This is a genomic window from Enterobacter cloacae complex sp. EB5, from assembly GCF_031432835.1.
GTDB lineage: Bacteria > Pseudomonadota > Gammaproteobacteria > Enterobacterales > Enterobacteriaceae > Enterobacter > Enterobacter hormaechei_C.
Map to the genome: position 1 here is coordinate 2,461,597 of NZ_CP133860.1, position 17,795 is coordinate 2,479,391.

Consider the following 17,795-nt stretch of genomic DNA (forward strand, 5'->3'; position numbering starts at 1 on the left):
TGACCATGGCAAAGACTATTAAAATCACTCAAACCCGCAGTGCAATCGGTCGTCTGCCGAAACACAAGGCAACGCTGCTTGGCCTGGGTCTGCGTCGTATTGGTCATACCGTTGAGCGCGAGGATACTCCTGCTGTTCGTGGTATGGTCAACGCGGTTTACTTCATGGTTAAAGTTGAGGAGTAAGAGATGCGTTTAAATACTCTGTCTCCGGCCGAAGGCTCTAAAAAGGCGGGTAAACGCCTGGGTCGTGGTATCGGTTCTGGCCTCGGCAAAACCGGTGGTCGTGGTCACAAAGGTCAGAACTCTCGTTCTGGCGGTGGCGTACGTCGCGGTTTCGAGGGTGGCCAGATGCCACTGTACCGTCGTCTGCCGAAGTTCGGCTTCACCTCTCGCAAAGCAGCGATCACAGCGGAAATCCGTCTGTCTGACCTGGCGAAAGTTGAAGGCGGCGTTGTAGACCTGAACACGCTGAAAGCGGCTAACATTATCGGTATCCAGATCGAGTTCGCGAAAGTGATCCTGGCTGGTGAAGTTTCTACTCCGGTAACTGTTCGTGGCCTGCGTGTTACTAAAGGTGCTCGTGCTGCTATCGAAGCTGCTGGCGGTAAAATTGAGGAATAAGTAGCAGATGGCTAAGCAACCGGGATTAGATTTTCAAAGTGCCAAAGGTGGATTTGGCGAGCTGAAACGCAGACTGCTGTTTGTAATCGGCGCGCTGATTGTGTTCCGTATTGGCTCTTTTATTCCGATCCCTGGTATTGATGCCGCTGTACTTGCCAAACTGCTTGAGCAACAGCGAGGCACCATCATTGAAATGTTCAACATGTTCTCTGGTGGTGCTCTCAGCCGTGCTTCTATTTTCGCGCTGGGTATTATGCCGTATATTTCGGCATCGATTATTATCCAGCTGCTGACGGTCGTTCATCCGGCCCTGGCAGAGTTGAAGAAAGAAGGGGAGTCTGGACGTCGTAAGATTAGCCAGTACACCCGTTACGGCACTCTGGTGCTGGCAATATTCCAGTCGATCGGTATAGCTACCGGTCTTCCGAATATGCCTGGTATGCAGGGCTTGGTATTAAACCCAGGCTTTGCATTCTATTTCACCGCTGTTGTAAGTCTGGTCACAGGGACCATGTTCCTGATGTGGCTCGGCGAACAGATTACTGAACGAGGTATCGGTAACGGTATCTCAATCATTATCTTCGCCGGTATCGTTGCGGGTCTCCCGCCGGCCATCGCCCATACTATCGAGCAAGCGCGTCAAGGCGACCTGCACTTCCTCCTGTTGCTGTTGGTTGCAGTATTAGTATTTGCAGTGACGTTCTTTGTTGTCTTCGTTGAACGTGGTCAACGCCGCATTGTGGTGAACTACGCTAAACGTCAGCAGGGTCGTCGTGTCTATGCTGCACAGAGCACACATTTACCGCTGAAAGTGAATATGGCGGGGGTTATCCCGGCTATCTTCGCTTCCAGTATTATTCTGTTCCCGGCAACCATCGCGTCATGGTTCGGGGGCGGTACTGGTTGGAACTGGCTGACAACAATTTCGCTGTATTTGCAGCCTGGGCAACCACTTTATGTGTTACTCTATGCGTCTGCGATCATCTTCTTCTGTTTCTTCTACACGGCGTTGGTCTTCAACCCGCGTGAAACAGCAGATAACCTGAAGAAGTCCGGTGCATTTGTACCAGGAATTCGTCCGGGAGAGCAAACGGCGAAGTATATCGATAAAGTAATGACTCGCCTGACTTTGGTTGGTGCGCTTTATATTACTTTTATCTGCCTGATCCCGGAGTTCATGCGTGATGCAATGAAAGTACCGTTCTACTTCGGTGGGACCTCACTGCTTATCGTTGTGGTCGTGATTATGGACTTTATGGCTCAAGTGCAAACTCTGATGATGTCCAGTCAGTATGAGTCTGCATTGAAGAAGGCGAACCTGAAAGGCTACGGCCGCTAACTGGTCGCCTGAGAAGTTACGGAGAGTAAAAATGAAAGTTCGTGCTTCCGTCAAGAAATTATGCCGTAACTGCAAAATCGTTAAGCGTGATGGTGTCATCCGTGTGATTTGCAGTGCCGAGCCGAAGCATAAACAGCGCCAAGGCTGATTAATTCGCATATTTTTCTTGCAAAGTTGGGTTGAGCTGGCTAGATTAGCCAGCCAATCTTTTGTATGTCTGTACGTTTCCATTTGAGTATCCTGAAAACGGGCTTTTCAGCATGGTGCGTACATATTAAATAGTAGGAGTGCATAGTGGCCCGTATAGCAGGCATTAACATTCCTGATCAGAAACATGCTGTGATCGCATTAACTTCGATCTATGGCGTCGGCAAGACCCGTTCTAAAGCCATTCTGGCTGCAGCGGGTATCGCTGAAGATGTTAAGATCAGTGAGCTGTCTGAAGAACAAATCGACACGCTGCGTGACGAAGTTGCCAAATTTGTCGTTGAAGGTGATCTGCGCCGTGAAATCAGCATGAGCATCAAGCGCCTGATGGATCTTGGTTGCTATCGCGGTTTGCGTCATCGTCGTGGTCTGCCAGTGCGCGGTCAGCGTACTAAGACCAACGCACGTACCCGTAAGGGTCCGCGCAAACCGATCAAGAAATAATCGGGGTGATTGAATAATGGCAAAGGCACCAGTTCGTGCACGTAAACGTGTAAGAAAACAAGTCTCTGACGGCGTGGCTCATATCCATGCTTCTTTCAACAACACCATCGTTACTATTACTGATCGTCAGGGTAACGCATTGGGTTGGGCAACAGCCGGTGGTTCCGGTTTCCGTGGTTCTCGCAAATCCACTCCGTTCGCAGCTCAGGTTGCAGCAGAGCGTTGCGCTGAAGCCGTAAAAGAATACGGCATCAAGAATCTGGAAGTTATGGTTAAAGGTCCGGGTCCGGGTCGTGAATCTACTGTTCGCGCTCTGAACGCCGCTGGTTTCCGCATCACGAATATTACTGATGTGACTCCGATCCCTCATAACGGTTGTCGTCCGCCGAAAAAACGTCGCGTATAACGCTCGTTTTTTAGGTTAGTTGGAGATAGAAAATGGCAAGATATTTGGGTCCTAAGCTCAAGCTGAGCCGTCGTGAGGGCACCGACTTATTCCTTAAGTCTGGCGTTCGCGCGATCGATACCAAGTGTAAAATTGAACAAGCTCCTGGCCAGCACGGTGCGCGTAAACCGCGTCTGTCTGACTATGGTGTGCAGTTGCGTGAAAAGCAAAAAGTTCGCCGTATCTACGGTGTGCTGGAGCGTCAGTTCCGTAACTACTATAAAGAAGCAGCACGTCTGAAAGGCAACACAGGTGAAAACCTGCTGGCTCTGCTGGAAGGTCGTCTGGACAACGTTGTATACCGTATGGGCTTCGGCGCGACTCGTGCTGAATCACGCCAGCTGGTTAGCCATAAAGCAATCATGGTAAACGGTCGTGTTGTTAACATCGCTTCTTATCAGGTTAAAGCGAATGACGTTGTTAGCATTCGTGAGAAAGCGAAAAAGCAATCTCGCGTGAAAGCCGCTCTGGAGCTGGCTGAGCAGCGTGAAAAGCCAACCTGGCTGGAAGTTGATGCTGGCAAGATGGAAGGTACGTTCAAGCGTCAGCCAGAACGTTCTGATCTGTCTGCGGACATTAACGAACACCTGATCGTCGAGCTTTACTCCAAGTAAAGCTTAGTACCAAAGAGAGGACACAATGCAGGGTTCTGTGACAGAGTTTCTAAAACCGCGCCTGGTAGATATCGAGCAAGTGAGTTCGACGCACGCCAAGGTGACCCTTGAGCCTTTAGAGCGTGGCTTTGGCCATACTCTGGGTAACGCACTGCGCCGTATTCTGCTCTCATCGATGCCGGGTTGCGCGGTGACCGAGGTTGAGATTGATGGTGTACTTCATGAGTACAGCACCAAAGAAGGCGTTCAGGAAGATATCCTTGAAATCCTGCTCAACCTGAAAGGGCTGGCGGTGAGAGTTCAGGGTAAAGATGAAGTTATTCTTACTCTGAATAAATCTGGCATTGGCCCTGTGACTGCAGCCGACATCACCCACGACGGTGATGTTGAAATCGTCAAGCCGCAGCACGTGATCTGCCACCTGACCGATGAGAACGCAGCTATTAGCATGCGTATCAAAGTTCAGCGCGGTCGTGGTTATGTGCCGGCTTCTGCCCGAATTCATTCGGAAGAAGATGAGCGCCCAATCGGCCGTCTGCTGGTCGACGCATGTTACAGCCCTGTAGAGCGTATTGCCTACAATGTTGAAGCAGCGCGTGTAGAACAGCGTACCGACCTGGACAAGCTGGTCATCGAAATGGAAACCAATGGCACAATCGACCCTGAAGAGGCGATTCGTCGTGCGGCAACCATCCTGGCAGAACAACTGGAAGCTTTCGTTGACTTACGTGATGTACGTCAGCCGGAAGTGAAAGAAGAGAAACCAGAATTCGATCCGATCCTGCTGCGCCCTGTTGACGATCTGGAATTGACTGTCCGCTCTGCTAACTGCCTCAAGGCAGAAGCTATCCACTATATCGGTGATCTGGTACAGCGTACCGAGGTTGAGTTGCTGAAAACGCCGAACCTGGGTAAAAAATCTCTTACCGAGATTAAAGACGTGCTGGCTTCACGTGGTCTGTCTCTGGGCATGCGCCTGGAAAACTGGCCACCGGCAAGCATTGCTGACGAGTAACCGGATCACAGGTTAAGGTTTTACTGAGAAGGATAAGGTCATGCGCCATCGTAAGAGTGGTCGTCAACTGAACCGCAACAGCAGCCATCGCCAGGCTATGTTCCGCAACATGGCAGGTTCACTGGTTCGTCATGAAATCATCAAGACGACCCTGCCTAAAGCGAAAGAGCTGCGTCGCGTAGTTGAGCCGCTGATTACTCTTGCCAAGACTGACAGCGTTGCTAATCGTCGTCTGGCATTCGCCCGTACTCGTGATAACGAGATCGTGGCAAAACTGTTTAACGAACTGGGCCCGCGTTTCGCGAGCCGTGCCGGTGGTTACACTCGCATTCTGAAGTGTGGCTTCCGTGCAGGCGACAACGCGCCGATGGCTTACATCGAGCTGGTTGATCGTTCAGAGAAAGCAGAAGCTGCTGCAGAGTAATCTGTAGTAACGTAAAAAAACCCGCCTCGGCGGGTTTTTTTATATCCGCAGAATCTCCACTTATCTACAATGTCTGTATCTTTTCTGCTCATCCCCTGGAGTTCATTATGTGGTTGCTCGATCAGTGGGCTGAACGCCATATTTGCGATGCCCAAAACAAAGGCGAGTTTGAAAATCTTCCCGGTAGCGGTGAGCCGCTGATTCTGGACGATGATTCACATATTCCCCCTGAATTACGGGCCGGTTATCGCTTACTGAAAAACGCAGGTTGTTTACCGCCTGAACTTCAGCAACGCAATGAAGCCGTCGAGCTTGCCGATCTGCTTAAAGGTATTCATAAGAATGACCCACGGTACTCCGAAATCAGTCGTCGGTTGGCGCTCATCGAGCTAAAACTGCGCCAGACGGGAATGAATACTGACTTTTTACATGGTGAGTACAGTGAAAGGTTAATGAAAAAAATAAACGAGGAGTAGCCATGTACCGCATAGGTGAACTTGCGAAGCTTGCTAACGTAACGCCGGATACTATCCGCTACTACGAAAAACAGCAGATGATCGATCATGAGGTCAGAACGGAAGGTGGATTTCGCCTTTATACGGATAACGACCTGCAACGCCTTCGTTTTATCCGCTATGCACGGCAACTCGGCTTCACGCTGGAGTCGATCCGTGAACTGCTGTCGATCCGTATCGATCCTGAACATCACACGTGTCAGGAATCTAAAAGCATCGTTCAGGCTCGGCTGGATGAAGTTGAAGGACGCATTCAGGAGCTGCAAGCCATGCAGCGATCTCTGCAAAGGTTAAATGACGCGTGCTGTGGTACTGCTCACAGCAGTGTTTATTGCTCAATACTGGAAGCACTTGAACAGGGTGCCAGTAGTGAAACTCAGGGTTGTTGATTTTTTATCAGCCAGGGACTAGACTCCCGCCGACATTAACTATGCTCAGGAGAAATGATGAGCCGCTATCAGCATACTAAGGGACAAATTAAGGATAACGCCATTGAGGCATTGCTTCACGACCCGCTTTTCAGACAGCGTGTTGAGAAGAACAAGAAAGGAAAAGGGAGTTATTTACGTAAAGGTAAACATGCACAACGGGGTAACTGGGAGGCCAGTGGCAAGCAAGCTAATCGCTTTTTTACCACTGGCCTTTCTGTTTCTGTCGCCTGATTAAACGCGGTTATTCTGCTCTTTTAACAGATCGCGAATTTCAGTCAGTAAGACTTCTTCTTTAGTGGGTGCTGGCGGGGCAGCAGCCGGTTCTTCTTTTTTACGGTTAAGTCTGTTGATAAGTTTGATCGCCATGAAAATGGCAAATGCCACGATCACGAAATCAAATACGTTCTGAATGAATACGCCATAGTGCATTACAACCGCAGGGATATCGCCCTGAGCTTCCCGTAGGGTGAAGGCGAATTGTTTGAAATCAATGCCTCCAATCAACAGTCCTAACGGCGGCATAATAATGTCGGCGACTAATGATGAAACGATCTTACCGAACGCCGCACCAATAATGACACCCACAGCCAAATCCACCACATTCCCGCGCATCGCAAATTCGCGAAACTCTTTAATAAAACTCATTATGTTCTCCTTGTGCCAGCTGACGCCTATAAGTTTAACAAATGATTAGCTAATTGCCATTGGGGATAAATAATCGTTATGAAAAATAAAAGGCATGAAAATTAGAAGGTTAATATTTGGGTGCTCTTGTCTGAGCACCCAAATCATTACAGGAAGAACGGGCTTGGCTGGAATAAACGCTCGACGTCGGTAATAAATTTTTTATCGGTCAGGAACATAATAACGTGGTCACCCTGCTCGATACGTAAATTATCATTGGCGATCATCACATCGTTACCTCGCACTACGGCGCCGATAATGGTGCCTGGTGGAAGTTTAATTTCATCTATCGCACGACCAACAACGCGCGACGTCGTTTCATCCCCGTGAGCGACGGCTTCAATGGCTTCAGCAACACCACGACGAAGAGACGACACGCCGACAATATCCGCTTTACGCACATGGCTTAGCAGGGCAGAGATGGTGGCTTGCTGGGGTGAAATAGCAATATCAATTACGCTACCCTGCACCAGGTCGACATAAGCCTTACGCTGGATAAGCACCATTACTTTTTTCGCCCCCATACGTTTAGCGAGCATGGCGGACATAATATTCGCTTCGTCGTCGTTGGTGACGGCAATAAAAAGATCAACCTGATCGATATGCTCTTCGGCCAGCAATTCCTGATCCGAAGCATCGCCATAAAACACGATAGTATTCTGAAGCTTTTCAGCCAGCTCCGACGCGCGCTGTTGATCTCGTTCGATCAGCTTCACGCTGTAGTCTTTTTCCAGCCGTCTCGCCAGACCTGCGCCAATATTACCGCCGCCAACCAGCATAATACGTTTATACGGTTTTTCGAGACGCTGAAGTTCACTCATCACCGCACGGATATGCTGAGAAGCCGCAATAAAGAAGACTTCATCCCCGGCTTCGACAATAGTGGAACCTTGCGGACGAATAGGTCTGTCGTGACGGAAAATCGCCGCAACACGCGTATCGATATGTGGCATATGCTCGCGCATTGTCGACAGGGCATTACCAATCAGCGGGCCGCCGTAATAAGCCTTCACAACCGCCAGGCTTACTTTTCCTTCAGCAAAGTTCACAACCTGCAACGCACCCGGGTACTCAATCAGACGATAAATACTGTCGATAACCAGCTGTTCAGGCGCAATAAGATGGTCGATAGGTACTGCTTCGGAATTAAACAGCTTTTCCGCATCCCGGACATAGTCCGGGGAGCGAATACGGGCGATGCGGTTCGGTGTGTTGAAAAGCGAGTAGGCCACCTGACATGCAACCATGTTGGTTTCATCAGAACTGGTTACTGCAACCAGCATGTCGGCATCGTCCGCGCCCGCCTCCCGAAGCACGCGTGGATGCGAGCCGTGCCCCTGTACAACACGAAGATCAAACTTGTCCTGCAAAACGCGCAGGCGATCGCCATTGGTATCCACAATGGTGATATCGTTGTTTTCGCCCACGAGATTTTCCGCCAGCGTTCCGCCAACTTGCCCTGCGCCCAGAATGATAATTTTCATCTTTCGTGACCTGTTCTCAACATCACTCTTTGATTAGCTTAGCGTAAAAGAAGCCATCACCCTCTTCTGCGCCCGGCAGGTTTTGCAGACCTGGGTGCTCAGGCGTCCCCGTATCATGCAGCGTCGCGTCCGGGGTGCGTTTCAGGAAAGCCGCAATTTGCTGACTGTTCTCTTCCGGAAGAACAGAGCAGGTTGCATATACCAGGGTTCCGCCGGGTTTGAGATGCGGCCAGATGGCATCCAGAATTTCGGATTGCAACTGGGCAAGCTCCTTGATATCACGATCGCGACGCAGCCATTTGATATCGGGATGACGACGAATCACGCCGGTTGCAGAGCAGGGGGCGTCCAGCAAAATACGATCGAACCGGGTATCACCACACCAGTCTGCGGGTTGACGTCCATCGCCTTGCTTAACCTGTGCTTTCATACCCAGACGCTTGAGGTTGTCATAGACGCGTGAAAGACGCTGCTCATCAACATCCACGGCCATCACGCTGGCCTGCGGCGCCACTTCCAGAATGTGCGTTGTTTTCCCCCCTGGCGCTGCACAGAGATCAAGGATCTGCTCTCCGTCTTTCGGTTCAAGCCAGGTCATGCAGCCCTGAGCGGATGCGTCCTGTACCGTTACCCAGCCCTCTTCAAAACCGGGTAATGCATGTACCGGTGCAGGGGAGGCTAAACGAACCGCATCAGGATAAGCAGCGTGTGTGAAGCCGCTCATTCCGGCCTCTTCCAGCAGGGCCAGCCATGCGTCGCGGGTATGATGGTTACGATTGACGCGTAACCACATCGGCGGACGTTGGTTATTGGCATCAGCAATGTCTTGCCATTGCTGTGGGTAGGCTTTTTTAAGGCGATTCAGCAGCCATTCAGGATGCAGGAAGCGCGCTTCGCTTTGCGCAAATTCTGCCAGCAGTTCGTCCTGCTGACGCTGGAACTGACGCAGCACGCCGTTAATCAATCCTTTCAGCTGGGGACGTTTAATCGCAACGGCACCCTCCACTGTCTCAGCCAGCGCAGCATGAGGTGGAATGCGGGTATGAAGAAGCTGGTAGAAACCGACCATGATCAAATAATGCACGGTACGCTGCTTGCCGCTCATCGGGCGTGACACCAGCTTATTAATTAACCACTCAAGCTGAGAGAGGGTGCGCAGCACGCCAAAGCACAGCTCCTGAAGCAGGGCTTTGTCTTTATCGGAAACCTTTTGTTGCAGTGCAGGCAGGACATTACTCAGTGACTGGCCCTGCTCAATAACCTGCTCAACGGCCTGAGCCGCCATAGTGCGTAGATTTTGTCTTTTCATAACCGTAAAAATAAAAATGCCCGGAAACTCCGGGCCTTAAGAGTAAATTTGTTCAGGCAAGGCGATTGCCAGGGATGAACCATTCACGACGGGAATTTAATAGATCCTGCGCGCTCATTGCCTTTTTACCAGCCGGTTGCAGCGATTCAAGATTCAGGATCCCTTCTCCGGTCGCAACCTGGATACCGTTTTTGCTGGCGTCGATAATCGTACCGGGCTCTGCCGATGTATTGCCGTTAATAACTGAAGCTTTCCAGACTTTCACTGGCTGCTCATCAATCATCAACCAGCTCATCGGCCACGGATTAAAGGCGCGGATGCAGCGTTCGAGTTGAGCTGCTGACAGGGACCAGTCGATCCGGGCTTCTTCTTTACTCAGTTTTTCAGCATAGGTCACCTGCGCCTCATCCTGCTCTTCAGGTGTCGCTGTATTGTCAGCAAGCTGTTGCAACGTCTCAATCAGCCCCTGCGGACCGAGATCCGCCAGCTTGTCATACAGCGTGGCGCTGGTATCTTCTGCGGTAATGGGACACGCCAGTTTATACAGCATGTCGCCCGTGTCTAAACCTACGTCCATCTTCATGATTGTCACGCCAGTTTCAGCATCGCCTGCCCACAGAGCGCGCTGAATAGGGGCTGCACCGCGCCAGCGTGGGAGCAAAGAACCATGAACGTTAACACAGCCCAGGCGGGGCATATCGAGTACCGCTTTTGGCAGAATGAGGCCGTAAGCCACAACTACCATCACGTCAGCGTTCAGATCTGCCACTAACTGCTGGTTTTCCTCGGGTCGTAATGACGCTGGCTGGAATACCGGTAAACCATGCGTTTCTGCCAGCACTTTAACCGGGCCTGGCATCAGTTTTTTACCGCGGCCAGCCGGACGGTCCGGCTGAGTAAATACGCCAACAATCTGATGACCAGACGATAGCAGCGCGTCGAGATGACGCGCTGCAAAATCAGGAGTACCCGCGAAGATTATACGTAGTGATGTAGACACGTTATTCCTTGTATCCGGGGGGCGTTATGCGCGAGAACGCAAACGATCCAGTTTCTCTACTTTCTGACGAATACGCTGTTGCTTCAGTGGTGAGAGGTAATCGATAAACAGTTTACCGACCAGGTGATCCATCTCATGCTGAATGCAAATCGCCAGCAGATCGTCGGCTTCCAGTTCAAACGGATTGCCGTCACGATCCAGTGCGCGGATTTTAACTTTTTCGGCACGTGGCACCAAAGCGCGCTGTTCAGGGATAGACAGACAGCCTTCCTCAATACCTGTTTCGCCGCTTTTTTCAAGCAGTTCTGGGTTGATCAGCACCAGGCGCTCATCGCGATTTTCAGAAACGTCGATCACGATAATACGCTTGTGAATGTCTACCTGGGTCGCGGCAAGGCCAATGCCTTCTTCAGCGTACATGGTATCGAACATATCATCGACGATACGCTGAATTTCTGCATTCACTTCTTTAACCGGTTCCGCGACGATGCGAAGGCGCTCGTCAGGAATATGTAACACTTGCAAAACTGCCATAAATTTCCAGAGTCGTGTTCAGGAGTTGATAAGAATATTACTTCTATTCTAGACAAATCCCCGGTCGATTGACAGCATCAGTGACCAATCGCAAAGATTGCTGAGGCTGCTTATGGCAGGGAAAAGGATGACGTCCACAGAGATATGGTTACGGCTTATAAACATCGGGTCCTTATACGGTGACGCGATGCTGGAGATTGCGCAGAGGCTGCTTCGCCAGGCAACCGTCGATGCTGAAGCTGTCAACGCGTCAGGGCTTTCGCCCAAACATGCCGTAAAGTTTTTTTCGTTCAGCGAGAGTGAGCTTGAACGTAGTCTGGAATGGCTGGAACACGCCGACAACCACCTTCTCACGGCGGATGATCCTCGCTTCCCGCCATTGTTGCGTTCTATATCTGATTTTCCCGGGGCGCTCTTTGTGCGAGGCCGCGTCGACGTGCTTAACAGCATGCAGCTTGCGGTTGTGGGCAGCCGTGCGCCCTCGTGGTATGGCGAGCGTTGGGGGAAAATGCTCAGTGAACAGCTGTCCCAATGTGGCTTTACGATCACCAGTGGCCTGGCTTGCGGCATCGACGGTGTGGCACATCATGCGGCGTTGTCAGCAAAAGGGCGAAGTGTCGCCGTGCTTGGCAATGGTCTTTTTAGTCTCTACCCGCGTCGTCATCACATTCTGGCTGAGCAACTTATCGCTTCAGAGGGGGCGATAGTGTCTGAGTTTTCACTTTCGACATCGCCCAGACCGGGTAACTTTCCCCGGCGTAACCGGATCATCAGCGGGTTGAGCCAGGGCGTGCTGGTGGTCGAAGCTGCGATTCGGAGTGGATCGCTGGTTACCGCACGATGCGCACTGGAGCAGGGGCGTGAAGTTTTTGCACTACCTGGCCCGTTGGGGAACCCTGGCTGCGAAGGCCCTCACTGGCTGATAAAACAGGGAGCGACGCTGGTGACCTGTAAAGAGGATATCCTGGAAAATTTGCAGTATGGATTGCATTGGTTGCAGGATGATCTCCAAAAGCGACATATTTCATCGGATCAGGAGGCAGTAGCATTGCCATTTCCCAAGCTCCTGGCTAACGTAGGAGATGAGGTAACACCTGTTGACGTTGTCGCTGAACGTGCCGGCCAACCTGTGCCAGTAACGGTAGCACAGCTACTCGAACTGGAGTTAGCAGGGTGGATCGCAGCTGTACCCGGCGGCTATGTCCGATTAAGGAGGGCATGCCATGTTCGACGTACTGATGTATTTGTTTGAGACTTACATCCACAACGAAGCAGAAATGCAGGTGGATCAGGACAAATTAACACGGGATCTGACCGACGCAGGTTTTGAGCGGGAAGATATTTATAATGCGTTGATGTGGCTGGATAAGTTAGCTGATTATCAGGACGGCCTCGCCGAACCGATGCAGCTTGCTTCTGACCCATTGTCTGTGCGCATCTATACAGCTGAAGAGTGTGAAAGGCTGGATGCCAGCTGCCGGGGATTCATTTTATTCCTCGAGCAGATTCAGGTGCTAAACCTCGAAACGAGAGAGATGGTGATAGAGCGCGTCATGGCGCTGGATACTGCTGAGTTTGAACTGGAAGATCTGAAATGGGTGATCCTGATGGTTCTGTTCAACATTCCAGGCTGTGAAAATGCCTATCAGCAAATGGAAGAATTACTCTTTGAAGTGAATGAAGGTATGCTGCATTAATTCTATGTGCAGCAAAAAGAGTTGTTATGGCCAAATCAGCACTCTTCACGGTGCATAAAAACGAGCCCTGCCCACAGTGTGGGGCTGAACTTGTTATTCGGTCCGGGAAACACGGTCCGTTTCTCGGCTGTTCACACTATCCGGAATGTGATTATGTCCGTCCCCTGAAAAGCCAGGCGGATGGACATATCGTCAAAATTCTGGAGGGCCAGCTTTGTCCGCTCTGCGGTGGTGAACTGGCGCTGCGGCAGGGGCGGTTCGGGATGTTTATCGGATGCAGCCGCTACCCGGAATGTGAACATACGGAACAAATTGATAAACCAGATGAAACGGCAATTGCCTGTCCTCAGTGCCAGCGTGGTCAATTGGTGCAGCGCCGCTCTCGTTATGGCAAGACCTTCCATTCGTGCGATCGCTATCCTGAATGCCAGTTCGTTATCAATTTCAAACCAGTAGCGGGCGTCTGCCCTTATTGCGATTATCCGTTACTTATAGAAAAGAAAACCGCGCAAGGCCTGAAACGCTTTTGCGCCAGTAAACAATGTGGAAAGCCGGTTTCGGCGGATCAAATCAGTGAATAATAACCTGCCATCAGGCTCCATCGCGCAGGCGGTGGACATCCTGAAAAAAGAAGAAGTCATCGCCTATCCAACAGAAGCCGTTTTCGGGGTCGGGTGCGATCCTGACAGCGAAGTCGCCGTTAATCGTCTGCTGGCGCTAAAACAGCGGCCTGTCGAAAAAGGATTGATTTTAATCGCTGCGAACTACGAGCAGCTTAAGCCTTATATTGATGATTCCATGCTGACGCCTGCACAGCGGGAAACCATTTTCTCTGCGTGGCCTGGTCCCGTGACGTTTGTTTTCCCTGCACAACCGACAACGCCGCGTTGGTTAACCGGGCGTTTCGATTCACTCGCGGTACGCGTTACCGACCATCCGCTGGTGGTGGAGTTATGCCAGGCATTTGGTAAACCTCTGGTTTCAACCAGCGCCAACCTGACCGGGCTTCCCCCTTGTCGGACAACTGAAGAAGTTCTGGCGCAGTTCGGGAGTGATTTCCCGGTAGCCGTCGGTGAAACCGGTGGCCGTCTTAACCCGTCAGAAATTCGCGATGCCTTGACCGGCGAACGTTTTCGCCAGGGATAATGTGATGGAAACCTATGCTGTTTTTGGTAACCCGATCGCGCACAGCAAGTCGCCTCTGATCCATCAGCTGTTTGCAGAGCAATTGCATATAGATCACCCGTATGGTCGGGTTCTTGCGCCTGTTGATGCATTTATACCGACGCTGAATAGCTTTTTTGATGCGGGTGGTAAAGGTGCGAACGTCACGGTGCCTTTTAAAGAAGAGGCTTTCGGGCGCGCGGATGAACTGACCGAGCGTGCCTCGCTCGCTGGTGCCGTCAATACCCTTAAGCGGCTTGAAGATGGTCGCCTTCTTGGCGATAACACCGATGGCATAGGTTTACTCAGCGATCTGGAGCGACTGTCGTTTATTAAACCAGGATTTCGGATCCTGCTGATCGGCGCGGGTGGCGCGTCGCGCGGCGTATTGCTTCCTCTTCTTTCGCTGGATTGTGCGGTGACAATCACCAACCGTACTTTCTCCAGAGCAGAAGAGCTGGCGGCGTTGTTCGCACACACAGGCAGCGTAACTGCGGTAGCACTTGACGATCTCGCGGGTCACGAATTTGATCTTGTGATTAATGCCACCTCAAGCGGTATTAATGGAGAGATCCCGGCGATTCCTGCATCCCTGGTTCACTCCCACATCTACGCCTATGACATGTTTTATCAAAAAGGGAAAACGCCATTTCTTACCTGGTGCGAACAACAGGGGGCAAAACATATGGCTGATGGTCTGGGCATGCTGGTGGGGCAGGCGGCTCATGCGGTGCTACTCTGGCATGGCGTGTTACCTGCTGTAGAACCGGTGATCGAAAAGCTGAAACAGGAACTGATGGCGTGAATCAGGCGATTCATTTTCCCGACAGAGAAATCTGGGATGAAAATAAGCAAGCGGTTTGTTTCCCGGTGCTGGTGCAGGGAATGCAGCTCACCTGTGCGATTAAAGGGGAGACGTTGCATCAGCGCTTTGGTGGTTCAGATCCGTTAGCGGTCTTTTGCGAAAATCGCTGGGATCTGGAAGAGGAAGCCAGCGATTTGATCCGCGATCAGCAGGAAGACGATCAGGGCTGGGTCTGGTTATCCTGATCCAGATAGTCATTCTTCCATTTAACGTAATTGTTCGCTGAGTATTTCAATCCTTCGATCTCCGCTTCTTTTAGGGGGCGGATCTGTTTAACCGGACTGCCTAAATAGAGATAGCCACTTTCCAGGCGTTTGTTTTGCGGAACTAGGCTTCCTGCGCCAATCATTACGTCATCTTCTACTATGACGCCATCCAGTAAAATCGATCCCATCCCAACGAGAACCCTGTTACCGATTGTGCAGCCGTGGAGCATCACTTTATGACCGACCGTAACATCTTCTCCAATGATGAGCGGATTGCCCTCAGGGTTATAAGATGACTTATGAGTTACATGCAGCACGCTGCCGTCCTGAATATTGGTGCGTGCACCGATTGCAACGTAGTTAACATCGCCCCGGATCGCGACGAGTGGCCAGATGCTGACATCATCGGCCATGCGAACATCACCAATGACCACGCTGCTGGCATCGATCATCACGCGATCGCCTTTTTGGGGGAACAGATCTTTATAAGGACGTAATACTGCAAACATATCTACCTCGATACAGATGAGCGCTATTAAAGAAGACTTTGATCGTATTCCTGGATCGAGGCAAGGCAAAATGCGTCAATTTTTAAGCGGATCGGGTGGGTTTTCAGCGAAAAGCACGGAAAATCATCAGTTGGAAAAAAAGATCTAAAAAATACTTGTGCTAAAAACTGGGATCCCTATAATGCGCCTCCATCGACACGGCGGATGTGAATCACTTCACAGACAACCCGGTCGGTTGAAGAGAAAAAATCCTGAAATAACGGGTTGACTCTGAAAGAGGAAAGCGTAATATACGCCACCTCGCGACAGAGCGCTGAAGCGCGTCGCAACTGCTCTTTAACAATTTATCAGACAATCTGTGTGGGCACTCAAAGTGACATGGATTCTTAATGTCCTCGGACAAAAAATGAATACCAAGTCTCAACGAGTGAACACGTAATTCATTACGAAGTTTAATTCATTGAGCATCAAACTTTTAAATTGAAGAGTTTGATCATGGCTCAGATTGAACGCTGGCGGCAGGCCTAACACATGCAAGTCGAACGGTAACAGGAAGCAGCTTGCTGCTTTGCTGACGAGTGGCGGACGGGTGAGTAATGTCTGGGAAACTGCCTGATGGAGGGGGATAACTACTGGAAACGGTAGCTAATACCGCATAACGTCGCAAGACCAAAGAGGGGGACCTTCGGGCCTCTTGCCATCGGATGTGCCCAGATGGGATTAGCTAGTAGGTGGGGTAACGGCTCACCTAGGCGACGATCCCTAGCTGGTCTGAGAGGATGACCAGCCACACTGGAACTGAGACACGGTCCAGACTCCTACGGGAGGCAGCAGTGGGGAATATTGCACAATGGGCGCAAGCCTGATGCAGCCATGCCGCGTGTATGAAGAAGGCCTTCGGGTTGTAAAGTACTTTCAGCGGGGAGGAAGGTGTTGAGGTTAATAACCTCAGCAATTGACGTTACCCGCAGAAGAAGCACCGGCTAACTCCGTGCCAGCAGCCGCGGTAATACGGAGGGTGCAAGCGTTAATCGGAATTACTGGGCGTAAAGCGCACGCAGGCGGTCTGTCAAGTCGGATGTGAAATCCCCGGGCTCAACCTGGGAACTGCATTCGAAACTGGCAGGCTAGAGTCTTGTAGAGGGGGGTAGAATTCCAGGTGTAGCGGTGAAATGCGTAGAGATCTGGAGGAATACCGGTGGCGAAGGCGGCCCCCTGGACAAAGACTGACGCTCAGGTGCGAAAGCGTGGGGAGCAAACAGGATTAGATACCCTGGTAGTCCACGCCGTAAACGATGTCGACTTGGAGGTTGTGCCCTTGAGGCGTGGCTTCCGGAGCTAACGCGTTAAGTCGACCGCCTGGGGAGTACGGCCGCAAGGTTAAAACTCAAATGAATTGACGGGGGCCCGCACAAGCGGTGGAGCATGTGGTTTAATTCGATGCAACGCGAAGAACCTTACCTACTCTTGACATCCAGAGAACTTAGCAGAGATGCTTTGGTGCCTTCGGGAACTCTGAGACAGGTGCTGCATGGCTGTCGTCAGCTCGTGTTGTGAAATGTTGGGTTAAGTCCCGCAACGAGCGCAACCCTTATCCTTTGTTGCCAGCGGTTAGGCCGGGAACTCAAAGGAGACTGCCAGTGATAAACTGGAGGAAGGTGGGGATGACGTCAAGTCATCATGGCCCTTACGAGTAGGGCTACACACGTGCTACAATGGCGCATACAAAGAGAAGCGACCTCGCGAGAGCAAGCGGACCTCATAAAGTGCGTCGTAGTCCGGATTGGAGTCTGCAACTCGACTCCATGAAGTCGGAATCGCTAGTAATCGTGGATCAGAATGCCACGGTGAATACGTTCCCGGGCCTTGTACACACCGCCCGTCACACCATGGGAGTGGGTTGCAAAAGAAGTAGGTAGCTTAACCTTCGGGAGGGCGCTTACCACTTTGTGATTCATGACTGGGGTGAAGTCGTAACAAGGTAACCGTAGGGGAACCTGCGGTTGGATCACCTCCTTACCTTAAAGAACCTGCCTTTGTAGTGCTCACACAGATTGTCTGATGAAAAGTAAATAGCAAGGCGTCTTGCGATTGAGACTGTACGTCCCCTTCGTCTAGAGGCCCAGGACACCGCCCTTTCACGGCGGTAACAGGGGTTCGAATCCCCTAGGGGACGCCACTTGCTGGTTCGTGAGTGAAAGTCACCTGCCGTCATATCTCAAAACTGACTTACGAGTCATGTTTGAGATATTTGCTCTTTAAAAATCTGGATCAAGCTGAAAATTG

24 protein-coding genes, 1 tRNA gene and 1 rRNA gene are annotated in these 17,795 nt (G+C 51.1%); 20 read left to right on the forward strand and 6 right to left on the reverse strand.

Translation table 11 applies throughout. The features are described from left to right. Positions 1–5 precede the first annotated feature (5 nt). From rpmD to RHN82_RS11780, 12 genes are all read left to right on the forward strand, one after another. Positions 6–185, forward strand: coding sequence for a 50S ribosomal protein L30 (rpmD, locus tag RHN82_RS11725; protein WP_003863301.1), 180 nt, complete (start codon positions 6–8; stop codon positions 183–185). 3 nt (positions 186–188) lie between these two features. Continuing rightward, the gene (gene rplO / locus RHN82_RS11730; RefSeq protein WP_003863304.1) at positions 189–623 is read left to right on the forward strand and encodes a 50S ribosomal protein L15; all 435 of its coding nucleotides are present in this window, start codon (positions 189–191) and stop codon (positions 621–623) included. Positions 624–630: 7 nt separating this feature from the next. After that, the gene (gene secY / locus RHN82_RS11735; protein WP_003863305.1) at positions 631–1,962 is read left to right on the forward strand and encodes a preprotein translocase subunit SecY; all 1,332 of its coding nucleotides are present in this window, start codon (positions 631–633) and stop codon (positions 1,960–1,962) included. Positions 1,963–1,993: 31 nt separating this feature from the next. After that, the gene (gene rpmJ / locus RHN82_RS11740) at positions 1,994–2,110 is read left to right on the forward strand and encodes a 50S ribosomal protein L36 (protein WP_000868187.1); all 117 of its coding nucleotides are present in this window, start codon (positions 1,994–1,996) and stop codon (positions 2,108–2,110) included. A gap of 146 nt (positions 2,111–2,256) precedes the next feature. Beyond that, the gene (gene rpsM / locus RHN82_RS11745) at positions 2,257–2,613 is read left to right on the forward strand and encodes a 30S ribosomal protein S13 (protein WP_003863308.1); all 357 of its coding nucleotides are present in this window, start codon (positions 2,257–2,259) and stop codon (positions 2,611–2,613) included. 16 nt (positions 2,614–2,629) lie between these two features. Then, positions 2,630–3,019 (forward strand): 30S ribosomal protein S11, encoded by a 390-nt coding sequence (rpsK, locus tag RHN82_RS11750; RefSeq protein ID WP_003863312.1) that lies wholly within the window; start codon positions 2,630–2,632, stop codon positions 3,017–3,019. A gap of 32 nt (positions 3,020–3,051) precedes the next feature. Beyond that, on the forward strand, positions 3,052–3,672 hold the full coding sequence (gene rpsD / locus RHN82_RS11755; RefSeq protein WP_003863314.1) for a 30S ribosomal protein S4: 621 nt from the start codon (positions 3,052–3,054) through the stop codon (positions 3,670–3,672). Between the two features lie 25 nt (positions 3,673–3,697). Beyond that, positions 3,698–4,687 (forward strand): DNA-directed RNA polymerase subunit alpha, encoded by a 990-nt coding sequence (locus RHN82_RS11760; protein WP_002919219.1) that lies wholly within the window; start codon positions 3,698–3,700, stop codon positions 4,685–4,687. Positions 4,688–4,727: 40 nt separating this feature from the next. Beyond that, on the forward strand, positions 4,728–5,111 hold the full coding sequence (rplQ, locus tag RHN82_RS11765; RefSeq protein ID WP_001216368.1) for a 50S ribosomal protein L17: 384 nt from the start codon (positions 4,728–4,730) through the stop codon (positions 5,109–5,111). A 107-nt stretch (positions 5,112–5,218) separates the two neighbouring features. Next, a complete protein-coding gene (locus RHN82_RS11770; protein ID WP_047052304.1) occupies positions 5,219–5,587 on the forward strand; it encodes a DUF1992 domain-containing protein in 369 nt (122 codons plus the stop codon). A 2-nt stretch (positions 5,588–5,589) separates the two neighbouring features. Next, complete coding sequence (gene zntR, locus RHN82_RS11775) at positions 5,590–6,015, forward strand: Zn(2+)-responsive transcriptional regulator (RefSeq protein ID WP_003863328.1); 426 nt, start codon at positions 5,590–5,592, stop codon at positions 6,013–6,015. A gap of 57 nt (positions 6,016–6,072) precedes the next feature. Further along, entirely contained in the window at positions 6,073–6,288 is a 216-nt protein-coding gene (locus RHN82_RS11780) for an alternative ribosome-rescue factor A (protein ID WP_017383729.1), read from the forward strand. Here RHN82_RS11780 and mscL read toward each other — a convergent pair whose 3' ends face one another. From mscL to def, 5 genes are all read right to left on the reverse strand, one after another. Beyond that, on the reverse strand, positions 6,289–6,702 hold the full coding sequence (gene mscL / locus RHN82_RS11785) for a large-conductance mechanosensitive channel protein MscL (protein ID WP_003863335.1): 414 nt from the start codon (positions 6,700–6,702) through the stop codon (positions 6,289–6,291). A gap of 146 nt (positions 6,703–6,848) precedes the next feature. Next, entirely contained in the window at positions 6,849–8,225 is a 1,377-nt protein-coding gene (gene trkA, locus RHN82_RS11790; protein WP_003863337.1) for a Trk system potassium transporter TrkA, read from the reverse strand. Between the two features lie 22 nt (positions 8,226–8,247). Continuing rightward, entirely contained in the window at positions 8,248–9,534 is a 1,287-nt protein-coding gene (gene rsmB, locus RHN82_RS11795; RefSeq protein ID WP_047052307.1) for a 16S rRNA (cytosine(967)-C(5))-methyltransferase RsmB, read from the reverse strand. A gap of 52 nt (positions 9,535–9,586) precedes the next feature. Further along, on the reverse strand, positions 9,587–10,534 hold the full coding sequence (gene fmt / locus RHN82_RS11800; protein ID WP_047052308.1) for a methionyl-tRNA formyltransferase: 948 nt from the start codon (positions 10,532–10,534) through the stop codon (positions 9,587–9,589). 24 nt (positions 10,535–10,558) lie between these two features. Continuing rightward, positions 10,559–11,068 (reverse strand): peptide deformylase, encoded by a 510-nt coding sequence (gene def / locus RHN82_RS11805; RefSeq protein ID WP_006812188.1) that lies wholly within the window; start codon positions 11,066–11,068, stop codon positions 10,559–10,561. A gap of 127 nt (positions 11,069–11,195) precedes the next feature. Between def and dprA the strand changes: the two genes are divergently transcribed. Genes dprA through RHN82_RS11835 form a run of 6 tightly spaced genes read left to right on the forward strand, consistent with a single transcriptional unit; the run spans position 11,196 to position 14,979 of the window. Further along, entirely contained in the window at positions 11,196–12,320 is a 1,125-nt protein-coding gene (dprA, locus tag RHN82_RS11810; RefSeq protein ID WP_047052310.1) for a DNA-protecting protein DprA, read from the forward strand. Beyond that, on the forward strand, positions 12,292–12,765 hold the full coding sequence (gene smg / locus RHN82_RS11815; protein ID WP_000460665.1) for a DUF494 family protein Smg: 474 nt from the start codon (positions 12,292–12,294) through the stop codon (positions 12,763–12,765). The genes dprA and smg overlap by 29 nt, the downstream gene beginning before the upstream one ends. Positions 12,766–12,791: 26 nt before the next feature. Continuing rightward, entirely contained in the window at positions 12,792–13,346 is a 555-nt protein-coding gene (locus tag RHN82_RS11820) for a type I DNA topoisomerase (protein WP_047052313.1), read from the forward strand. After that, positions 13,339–13,911 (forward strand): L-threonylcarbamoyladenylate synthase type 1 TsaC, encoded by a 573-nt coding sequence (tsaC, locus tag RHN82_RS11825; protein WP_047052314.1) that lies wholly within the window; start codon positions 13,339–13,341, stop codon positions 13,909–13,911. Before RHN82_RS11820 ends, tsaC begins: the two co-directional genes overlap by 8 nt. Positions 13,912–13,915: 4 nt before the next feature. Next, complete coding sequence (gene aroE, locus RHN82_RS11830; RefSeq protein WP_047052316.1) at positions 13,916–14,734, forward strand: shikimate dehydrogenase; 819 nt, start codon at positions 13,916–13,918, stop codon at positions 14,732–14,734. Then, entirely contained in the window at positions 14,731–14,979 is a 249-nt protein-coding gene (locus RHN82_RS11835; RefSeq protein ID WP_047052317.1) for a DUF1488 domain-containing protein, read from the forward strand. Before aroE ends, RHN82_RS11835 begins: the two co-directional genes overlap by 4 nt. Here RHN82_RS11835 and RHN82_RS11840 read toward each other — a convergent pair. After that, on the reverse strand, positions 14,955–15,509 hold the full coding sequence (locus RHN82_RS11840) for a gamma carbonic anhydrase family protein (RefSeq protein WP_003863357.1): 555 nt from the start codon (positions 15,507–15,509) through the stop codon (positions 14,955–14,957). The genes RHN82_RS11835 and RHN82_RS11840 overlap by 25 nt on opposite strands. Before the next feature lie 477 nt (positions 15,510–15,986). Here RHN82_RS11840 and RHN82_RS11845 point away from each other — a divergent pair. Both RHN82_RS11845 and RHN82_RS11850 read left to right on the forward strand, forming a co-directional pair. Next, positions 15,987–17,528: ribosomal RNA gene (locus RHN82_RS11845) — 16S ribosomal RNA — on the forward strand. Positions 17,529–17,612: 84 nt separating this feature from the next. Next, positions 17,613–17,688: transfer RNA gene (locus RHN82_RS11850), tRNA-Glu, on the forward strand. Positions 17,689–17,795: the final 107 nt, after the last annotated feature.

Bases quoted from the DNA above. Each gene is read 5' to 3' on its own strand.
- rpmD (WP_003863301.1), top strand. From the start codon at position 6: ATGGCAAAGACTATTAAAATCACTCAAACCCGCAGTGCAATCGGTCGT.
- rplO (WP_003863304.1), top strand. From the start codon at position 189: ATGCGTTTAAATACTCTGTCTCCGGCCGAAGGCTCTAAAAAGGCGGGT.
- secY (WP_003863305.1), top strand. From the start codon at position 631: ATGGCTAAGCAACCGGGATTAGATTTTCAAAGTGCCAAAGGTGGATTT.
- rpmJ (WP_000868187.1), top strand. From the start codon at position 1,994: ATGAAAGTTCGTGCTTCCGTCAAGAAATTATGCCGTAACTGCAAAATC.
- rpsK (WP_003863312.1), top strand. From the start codon at position 2,630: ATGGCAAAGGCACCAGTTCGTGCACGTAAACGTGTAAGAAAACAAGTC.
- rpsD (WP_003863314.1), top strand. From the start codon at position 3,052: ATGGCAAGATATTTGGGTCCTAAGCTCAAGCTGAGCCGTCGTGAGGGC.
- RHN82_RS11760 (WP_002919219.1), top strand. From the start codon at position 3,698: ATGCAGGGTTCTGTGACAGAGTTTCTAAAACCGCGCCTGGTAGATATC.
- rplQ (WP_001216368.1), top strand. From the start codon at position 4,728: ATGCGCCATCGTAAGAGTGGTCGTCAACTGAACCGCAACAGCAGCCAT.
- RHN82_RS11770 (WP_047052304.1), top strand. From the start codon at position 5,219: ATGTGGTTGCTCGATCAGTGGGCTGAACGCCATATTTGCGATGCCCAA.
- zntR (WP_003863328.1), top strand. From the start codon at position 5,590: ATGTACCGCATAGGTGAACTTGCGAAGCTTGCTAACGTAACGCCGGAT.
- RHN82_RS11780 (WP_017383729.1), top strand. From the start codon at position 6,073: ATGAGCCGCTATCAGCATACTAAGGGACAAATTAAGGATAACGCCATT.
- mscL (WP_003863335.1), bottom strand. From the start codon at position 6,702: ATGAGTTTTATTAAAGAGTTTCGCGAATTTGCGATGCGCGGGAATGTG.
- trkA (WP_003863337.1), bottom strand. From the start codon at position 8,225: ATGAAAATTATCATTCTGGGCGCAGGGCAAGTTGGCGGAACGCTGGCG.
- rsmB (WP_047052307.1), bottom strand. From the start codon at position 9,534: ATGAAAAGACAAAATCTACGCACTATGGCGGCTCAGGCCGTTGAGCAG.
- def (WP_006812188.1), bottom strand. From the start codon at position 11,068: ATGGCAGTTTTGCAAGTGTTACATATTCCTGACGAGCGCCTTCGCATC.
- dprA (WP_047052310.1), top strand. From the start codon at position 11,196: ATGACGTCCACAGAGATATGGTTACGGCTTATAAACATCGGGTCCTTA.
- smg (WP_000460665.1), top strand. From the start codon at position 12,292: ATGTTCGACGTACTGATGTATTTGTTTGAGACTTACATCCACAACGAA.
- RHN82_RS11820 (WP_047052313.1), top strand. From the start codon at position 12,792: ATGGCCAAATCAGCACTCTTCACGGTGCATAAAAACGAGCCCTGCCCA.
- aroE (WP_047052316.1), top strand. From the start codon at position 13,916: ATGGAAACCTATGCTGTTTTTGGTAACCCGATCGCGCACAGCAAGTCG.
- RHN82_RS11840 (WP_003863357.1), bottom strand. From the start codon at position 15,509: ATGTTTGCAGTATTACGTCCTTATAAAGATCTGTTCCCCCAAAAAGGC.